Below are 7,372 nucleotides of genomic sequence, written 5' to 3'. Positions count from 1 at the left end.
GCTTCTTCCCTACTGAAAGAGGTTTACAACCCGAAGGCCGTCATCCCTCACGCGGCGTCGCTGCATCAGGCTTGCGCCCATTGTGCAATATTCCCCACTGCTGCCTCCCGTAGGAGTCTGGGCCGTGTCTCAGTCCCAGTGTGGCCGGTCACCCTCTCAGGCCGGCTACCCGTCGTCGCCTTGGTAGGCCATTACCCCACCAACAAGCTGATAGGCCGCGAGTCCATCCAAAACCACAAAAGCTTTCCACCAACCACCATGCGATGGAAGGTCATATCCGGTATTAGACCCAGTTTCCCAGGCTTATCCCAGAGTCAAGGGCAGGTTACTCACGTGTTACTCACCCGTTCGCCACTAATCCAGGAGCAAGCTCCCTTCATCGTTCGACTTGCATGTGTTAAGCACGCCGCCAGCGTTCATCCTGAGCCAGGATCAAACTCTCCGTTGAAAACAAACAGACACAACCAAACACACCGGAAATAACGGCACGAAAGGCTGCACAAAATTTGAAACCAGCTGTAAAAACCATGCCAACCACGGGGTGGCGGCACAGCCAAAACAACCAATAAAATAATTGGTATCAACAAACTTGGCACACTATTGAGTTCTCAAACAACAGACACATTCGAATATTCCCGGAATAATTCAGTAAGAATTTTTATTCCGTATTTCTTCGCTGCGATGTTTTTATCTTATTTCATTCATATTCGTTTTTGCAAATCCGGTTGTTTTCCCGGAATTCACTCAACGGAATGAATCCGCCCAGCAGAATGCGAAGCAGTTTTCGTTCCATGCACCGCATGGCCGAGAATTGCTTCTCAATATCAGTTGGGGGTTTGTCGCCACTCAGCGGCGGCGACTCAGAAAACAATACACGCCCCTCCGCGGCCGCGCAAATCGGCTGCAGAGGGGCGTGAAGGGGTAGGTTTCGCTCCCGCGGTTACGGGACCAGTACCTCGACCGTGGCAAGGTTCTTCTTGCCCCTGCGCAGGAGCAGGTACTGGCCATGCAGGAGCTCCGACTCGGAGATCACAGCTTCAGGATCCGAGACTTTCTCGTTGTTCACATACGCTCCGCCTTCGCCGACGGTCCGGCGTGCAGCGGACTTGCTTTCGGAAAGGCCGGACGCCACGAGCAGGTCCACGATTCCCATTTCATCCACCTGGACGGTGGTGGAAGGAAGTTCAGAGGTGGCAGCCTGCAGGGTTGCCTTGTCCAGGGCAGCCAAATCGCCGTTGCCGAAGAGGGCAGCCGACGCCGCGATGACCTTTTCGGTGGCGTCAACGCCGTGCACCAATGAAGTCACCTCAAAGGCAAGCTTCCGCTGCCCCTCCCGGGCGAACGGACGCTCGGCCACCGATACCGCAATCTCTTCGATCTCGGCGCGCGTCAGGAAGGTGAACACCTTGAGCCGGTCCACAACGTCCGCGTCTGCGGTGTTGAGCCAGAACTGGTAGAACGCGTAGGGGCTGCACATGCCGGCGTCGAGCCAGATGGCGTTGCCCTCGCTCTTGCCGAACTTGGTGCCATCGGAGTTGGTGATCAGCGGCGTTCCCAGGGCATGGACGCTCTTGCCCTCCACCTTGCGGATCAGTTCGGTACCGCTGGTGAGGTTGCCCCACTGGTCCGAGCCGCCGGTCTGCAGGACGCAGCCGTAGTCGCGGTAGAGCTGCAGGTAGTCCATGCCCTGCAGGATCTGGTAGCTGAACTCGGTGTAGCTGATGCCTTCATCCGAGTTCAGGCGGGATGCCACGGCGTCCTTGCGCAGCATGGTGCCCACCCGGAAGTGCTTTCCCACCTCACGCAGGAAGTCGATGGCGCTCAGGGGCGCCGTCCAGTCCAGGTTGTTCACCATCCTGGCTGCGTTGTCCCCATCGAAGCTGAGGAAGCGCTGGACCTGGGCCTGCAGGTAGCCGACCCATTCGGCCACGGTGTCCTTGGTGTTCAAGGTGCGTTCCGCCGTCGGACGCGGGTCCCCGATCATGCCGGTGGACCCGCCCACCAGGCCGAGCGGTTTGTGCCCTGCCAGCTGGAGCCGCCGCATGACCAGGAGCTGGACCAGGTTGCCCAGGTGCAGGCTGGGCGCGGTGGGGTCGAAGCCGCAATAGTACGTGACCGGCCCGTTGGCGAGGAGCTTCTCAAGCTCCGCTTCATCGGTGGAGACATGGACCAGCCCACGCCACTTCAGTTCCTGCCAAATGTTGGCGAAAGTGGGGTCGTTGCGCTGCGGTTCGAGGTTGTTCAGTTCTGGCACGCTTCCTAAGTTAGCAGTAACGCCGATTCCGCTGTCAGCGGGCAATCCCGGCGGGTACGGGTTGCGCTGCGATCAGCCGCAGCCGCTGCGTGGCGCGCGTCATGGCGACGTACAGGTCCCCCACCTTGCCGTGTTCGTGGTTGAGCATCACGGACGGTTCAAGGACCACGACGCCGTCAAACTCCAGGCCCTTGGCCTCGCGCGGACTGATGACCACGATGTCCTGTTCGTAGCTGCCGGCCCCGGTGCCGATCCTGCGCCCATACACGGCGCGCAGGGCTGCCGATGCCTGGGGCAGGAGGTCACCGTCGGCAATCACGGCGAGCAGGCCGCCGTCGAGCGCTGCCAGCTCATCCGGGAGGACCTCCACGAGCCGCTCCACGACGGCGCCGGCGGACACTTCGTCGATGATCGGGTCCCACCGGCCCTCGCGAACGGCCTTGGGCGCGGAAACCACCAGGCCGGCGGCGTTGGCCATGCGGACCGCTGCCTCCGCGATTTGCGAGGGCGTGCGGTAGTTGACGGTCAGTTCCTCCAGCTGCCACCGGTCGCCAAACATTGGGGCAAGGGCCCCCTGCCAGGAGTTGGCGCCAGCCACGGAACTGGTCTGGGCAATGTCGCCGACGATCGTGAAGGACTTCAGCGGGCACCGGCGCACCAGGAGCCGCCACTGCATCGGCGAAAGCTCCTGGGCTTCATCCACCACGATGTGCCCGAAAGCCCAGGTGCGGTCGCTCGTTGCGCGTTCGGCCGCCGTCTGCCGGGCTTCCTGCTCCCGGTTCTGCTCCGCCAGCTCCTCTGCGGACATCAGCGGGTCCACCCCGGCGGCCTCCATGTTCACCAGGGTTTGCTTGGCGTTGGCGAGGTCCCGGGCACGGTCGTGCTCCTGCTGGGCCAGCCCGCGGCCCGCCGCCGGGTCCAGCTCCCCCAGCAGCTCAGCGGCTTCATCCAGCAGCGGGACGTCGGACTCGGTCCACGGCGCATCGGCCGGACGCTGCAGCAGCGCCCGCTCGGCAGGGGTCAGGTGCGGGGTGCAGAACTCCAGGATTTCCGGTTTGCTGAAGAGATCCGAGATGAGCTTCTCCGGCGTCATGGGCATCCAGCACAGGTTCAGGGCGATCCGTACGTCGCGGGCGGTCCGGACATCCTCGGCAAGGTACGAGCGGTCCGCGTTGTTGCCGATGTTTCCGGCTTCCACGAGCTCGGTCATCTGCTCGGTCAGTTCGCGCAGCAGGATCTTCACGAACGTCACGCGGGCCTCGTTGTACGGCTTCCCGGTGGCGCGGGCCCGCTCCCGGGCACGGCGGACCTGCCGCGGCGTCAGGGTGAGCTTGCGCCCGTCCACCTCCAGGATCCGGTTCTGCGGCGGTACCCGCATGCGGTTGGACACGGCATTGGCCACGATGGCGGCCATGTCCAGCCGCCCCTTGATGGCGGCGACGTCGGCGTCCGCCTCGGGAACGGCGTTGATGCCGGGCATGAGCCGGCCAAGGCTGGCCATGACCACGCCGGTCTCGCCAAGGGAGGGCAGCACACGTTCGATGTACTTCATGAACGACGACGACGGTCCCACCAGCAGGACGCCCGCGCTCTTAAGCCGGTCACGGTGGGTGTAGAGCAGGTAGGCGGCGCGGTGCAGGGCCACGGCGGTCTTGCCGGTGCCGGGGCCGCCCTGGACTACGACGGCGCCGGAGATGGAGGAGCGGATGATCCGGTCCTGCTCCGACTGGATGGTGCTGACGATGTCCGACATGCGGCCGGTCCGCTTGGAGTTGAGGGCAGCCAGCAGGGCACCTTCGCCCTGAAGCGATTCATCGTCCGTAAGCATCCCTGCGTCCAGGACATCGTCCTCGATGGCCTTGACCTCGCGTCCCTGCAGGATCAGGTGCCGGCGGCGGCGGACGCCCTGCCGGTCAAAGGCCGTGGCCTGGTAGAAATGCCCGGCCTCGGGGGCACGCCAGTCCACCATGAGCCGCTGGAGGTCCTCGGTGGTGAGGCCGATGCGGCCGATGTACTGCGCTTCGCCGGAGTCGAGGTCGAGGCGGCCAAAGACCAACCGGTCATCCACAGCGTCCAGCTGCGCCAGGCGGTCCTCATACAGTGCGGCGAACGCGTCACGTTCCGAAACGTTCTGCATGGTGCCCACGGCTCCGGCACGGCGGACCTGCGCCAGCTGGCCGCGCTTCTCCTCCCGGAGTTCCTCCAGCCGGGCATACAGGCCGGCTACATACTCCCGTTCGTGGGCCAATTCGGCGTCGTGCATTAACGTTCCCCTATCGCGAAAGACAGACCGTCCATTCTACAACCATTTCCGTTAACGCCGGTGAAACCCGGGCGGTGCACCGGCGGTGTTTCGGTTCCTCGGTTTTGCCGCCTTGTACTTCGAGACGGTGGGGTCACCTGTGAGCCAGAACCGCCAGGCGTAGTCCTCCGAACCTCCGGCACCGGCCACCCCCACCCGGGGACCGGAACTGACCCGGCCGGCGGGGACGGACGGAAGCTCCAGCCCGAAAGGGGGAGCCAGCGCGTCCCGGCCGCTGTCCGCCGTCGTCAGCCCGAGTGCCTTGGCAAGCCGGGCCGGTCCGCTGGCCAGGTCCGCGGGAGTTTTCGACGTCGGACGGCGCCGCCGGGCCAGCTCCTGCCCATCCACGACCTCCCCCGCCCGCAGCAGCAGCGCGGACGCGGCGCCGGCCGGACCGCAGACGATGTTGGTGCAGTGGTGCATCCCGTACGTGAAATAGACATAGAGGTGCCCGGGCGGGCCGAACATAGGGGCGTTGCGCGGCGTCGGCCCACGGTAGGTGTGCGATCCGGGGTCCGGGTGCAGGGAGTCCTCGGGCCCCATGTAGGCCTCCACCTCCGTCAGCCGGATGGACACCGAGCCGTCGCGGGACTCGTGGGTGAGTACGGCCCCGAGCAGCTGCGGTGCGAGTTCGCGGGCGTCTGCGGAGAGGAAATCCCGGATTTGTGCCGTCGCCCCAGTGCTGTGGTCCATTGCTTGACCTTACCCGGATGCTGCGGTTTTCATCCGTCCTCCGAACGTTGTCCGGGCAGCCGGTCCGGGGCCCACGGCCATGTCCGATTTCCGCTAGTAGGGCTGGCCGCCCGCTGGCAGGATGGAGGCATGGACTTCTGGCAGCGCTACCGGGCAATCGATGCCCGCGATACCCGGTTCGACGGACAGTTCTTTACGGCCGTCCGCACCACGGGGATTTACTGCCGCCCCTCCTGCCCTGCCCGGACACCCAAGGCCTCCAACGTTACGTTCTACGAGACGTCCGCCGCGGCGCATGAGGCAGGCTACCGCGCCTGCAAGCGCTGCCTTCCGGAGGCGGTCCCCGGCACCCCGGCCTGGAACGTGCGGCAGGACATCGCTGGGCGTGCGATGCGCCTGATCAACGATGGCGTGGTCAACCGCGATGGCGTGGCGGGCCTGGCCGCCCGGCTGGGGTATTCGCCGCGCCAGTTGAACCGGATCCTGGGCCAGGAACTCGGTGCCGGTCCCCTGTCATTGGCCCGCGCCGCCAGGGCCCAGACGGCCCGCACCCTGCTGGTGTCAACGTCCATGAAGCTCGCCGACGTTGCGTTCGCGGCCGGCTTCAGCAGTATCAGGCAGTTCAACGAAACCATCGCCGAGGTGTTCGATATGACCCCCACGGCGCTGCGTCAAACGTCTCCGGGGAGGACCGTCCGCCATCCGGTGAACGGCGGCGGCGCCACGGCCCTGACCCTGGACCTGCCCTACCGGCCGCCCTTCGACCCCGGCGTCTTCTCCTTCCTGGCGGTCCGCGCCATCCCGGGGATCGAGGAGGGGACCCCCACCTCCTATGCCCGGACGCTGCGGCTCCCCCACGGCGACGCCCGCTTCCGGGTGGAGTACGACGACGGGGCCCGGGAACGGCCGCTGACCCTCACCATCGGTGCGGTGGACCTTCGCGACCTTCCGGCGCTGCTCAGCCGCGTCCGCCGGCTGTTCGACCTCGATGCGGACCCTGAAGCGATCGACGGCACCCTCGCCGCCGATTCCCGGCTTGCCGGTTCGGTTGCCGCCGCGCCGGGGATGCGCCTGCCGGGCGCCGTGGATCCGCAGGAACTGCTGGTGCGGGCCATGGTGGGACAGCAGATCACGGTGGCCGCCGCCAGGACAGCCCTGACCCAGCTGTCCGCGGCGGGCAGTCCCACCAGTGCACCCGGCGACGGCCTGGACCGCCTGTTTCCCGCCCCGGCGGAAATCGCGGCCGCCGGGCACCTCCTCCGCGGCCCCCGGCGGAGGACCGAGTCGTTGCTGCACGCCGCGTCCGCCATGGCCACCGGCCACCTGGACTTCGGCTACGGCGATGACCTCCCCAGCCTCACCGCCGCACTGTTGCCGCTTCCCGGCGTCGGGCCCTGGACCGTGGGGTACGCCGCCATGCGCGTCCTGGGCGCCCCGGACATATTCCTCGCCAACGACGCCGCCGTGCGGAACGGCATCCGCGCCCTCGATAATGGGACCAGCGCCCCGAGCCCCGACTTCCGCGAGGCCAGCCCCTGGCGCTCCTACGCCACCATGCACCTCTGGCGCGCTGCCGCCCGGCCCGGCACGCCAACCACCATTCCCGCGAAAGGGACGCCATGAAAGCCCAACTGCTCCAGCTGTCCACGCCGGACGGTCCGTTTACCGTCCTCGCCAGTGATGGCGTGGTCCTTGCGTCCGGCTGGACGGCGGGGCTGGCCGAGCTGACCGGCCAGGTCCACCCTGCGCTGCGGCCCGACACCGTGGAAGACGTAACGGACCTTGGTCCGATCTCAGCTGCCGTGGAGGCCTTCTACGCCGGCGACCCCGCCCCGGCCATGGCAGTGCCGGTCCGCCAGCAGTCCGGGCCGTTCCGCGCCCACGCCTGGGATGTGCTGCGGCAGGTCAAGCCCGGCTCACCCGTCACCTACTCGGAGTACGCCGCCCTGGCCGGCAACCCGCGCGCCGTCCGGGCCGCCGCCAGCGCCTGCGCTTTTAACGCCGCAGCCCTGTTCGTGCCGTGCCACCGCGTCATCAGGACCGACGGCACGTTGGGCGGGTTCCGCTGGGGCCTGCGTATCAAGGAAAGCCTGCTGGCCCGCGAGGCCGCCTGACCGCTCCCC

At 66.4% G+C, this 7,372-nt stretch carries 5 protein-coding genes and 1 rRNA gene; 2 read left to right on the top strand and 4 right to left on the bottom strand.

Going from position 1 to position 7,372, the window contains the following annotated elements:
* From ACFVTD_RS07860 to ACFVTD_RS07845, 4 genes are all read right to left on the bottom strand, one after another.
* Window positions 1–448: ribosomal RNA gene (locus ACFVTD_RS07860) — 16S ribosomal RNA — on the bottom strand; the annotation flags it as partial.
* Window positions 449–940: 492 nt separating this feature from the next.
* Window positions 941–2,254: a tyrosine--tRNA ligase gene (gene tyrS, locus ACFVTD_RS07855; RefSeq protein WP_387560499.1), complete on the bottom strand. Its 1,314-nt coding sequence runs from the start codon at window positions 2,252–2,254 to the stop codon at window positions 941–943.
* A gap of 34 nt (window positions 2,255–2,288) precedes the next feature.
* On the bottom strand, window positions 2,289–4,517 hold the full coding sequence (locus ACFVTD_RS07850; protein ID WP_387560496.1) for a HelD family protein: 2,229 nt from the start codon (window positions 4,515–4,517) through the stop codon (window positions 2,289–2,291).
* A 51-nt stretch (window positions 4,518–4,568) separates the two neighbouring features.
* Window positions 4,569–5,249, bottom strand: coding sequence for a DNA-3-methyladenine glycosylase (locus ACFVTD_RS07845; protein WP_387560493.1), 681 nt, complete (start codon window positions 5,247–5,249; stop codon window positions 4,569–4,571).
* 129 nt (window positions 5,250–5,378) lie between these two features.
* Here ACFVTD_RS07845 and ACFVTD_RS07840 point away from each other — a divergent pair, with 129 nt between their 5' ends.
* Together ACFVTD_RS07840 and ACFVTD_RS07835 are read left to right on the top strand one after the other, a co-directional pair.
* Window positions 5,379–6,872, top strand: coding sequence for an AlkA N-terminal domain-containing protein (locus tag ACFVTD_RS07840; RefSeq protein ID WP_387560491.1), 1,494 nt, complete (start codon window positions 5,379–5,381; stop codon window positions 6,870–6,872).
* Window positions 6,869–7,363 carry a methylated-DNA--[protein]-cysteine S-methyltransferase gene (locus ACFVTD_RS07835; RefSeq protein WP_387560488.1) on the top strand — a complete coding sequence of 165 codons (495 nt, stop codon included), beginning with the start codon at window positions 6,869–6,871 and terminating at the stop codon, window positions 7,361–7,363. The genes ACFVTD_RS07840 and ACFVTD_RS07835 overlap by 4 nt, the downstream gene beginning before the upstream one ends.
* Window positions 7,364–7,372 lie beyond the last annotated feature (9 nt).

Source organism: Pseudarthrobacter sp. NPDC058119, from assembly GCF_042884655.1.
In the GTDB taxonomy this organism is placed as follows: Bacteria; Actinomycetota; Actinomycetes; order Actinomycetales; family Micrococcaceae; genus Arthrobacter.
The sequence above is the reverse complement of the archived record's forward strand: the minus strand, read 5'-3'. Positions and strand labels throughout refer to the sequence as shown.

Bases quoted from the DNA above. Each gene is read 5' to 3' on its own strand.
- ACFVTD_RS07850 (WP_387560496.1), bottom strand. From the start codon at position 4,517: ATGCACGACGCCGAATTGGCCCACGAACGGGAGTATGTAGCCGGCCTG.
- ACFVTD_RS07845 (WP_387560493.1), bottom strand. From the start codon at position 5,249: ATGGACCACAGCACTGGGGCGACGGCACAAATCCGGGATTTCCTCTCC.
- ACFVTD_RS07840 (WP_387560491.1), top strand. From the start codon at position 5,379: ATGGACTTCTGGCAGCGCTACCGGGCAATCGATGCCCGCGATACCCGG.
- ACFVTD_RS07835 (WP_387560488.1), top strand. From the start codon at position 6,869: ATGAAAGCCCAACTGCTCCAGCTGTCCACGCCGGACGGTCCGTTTACC.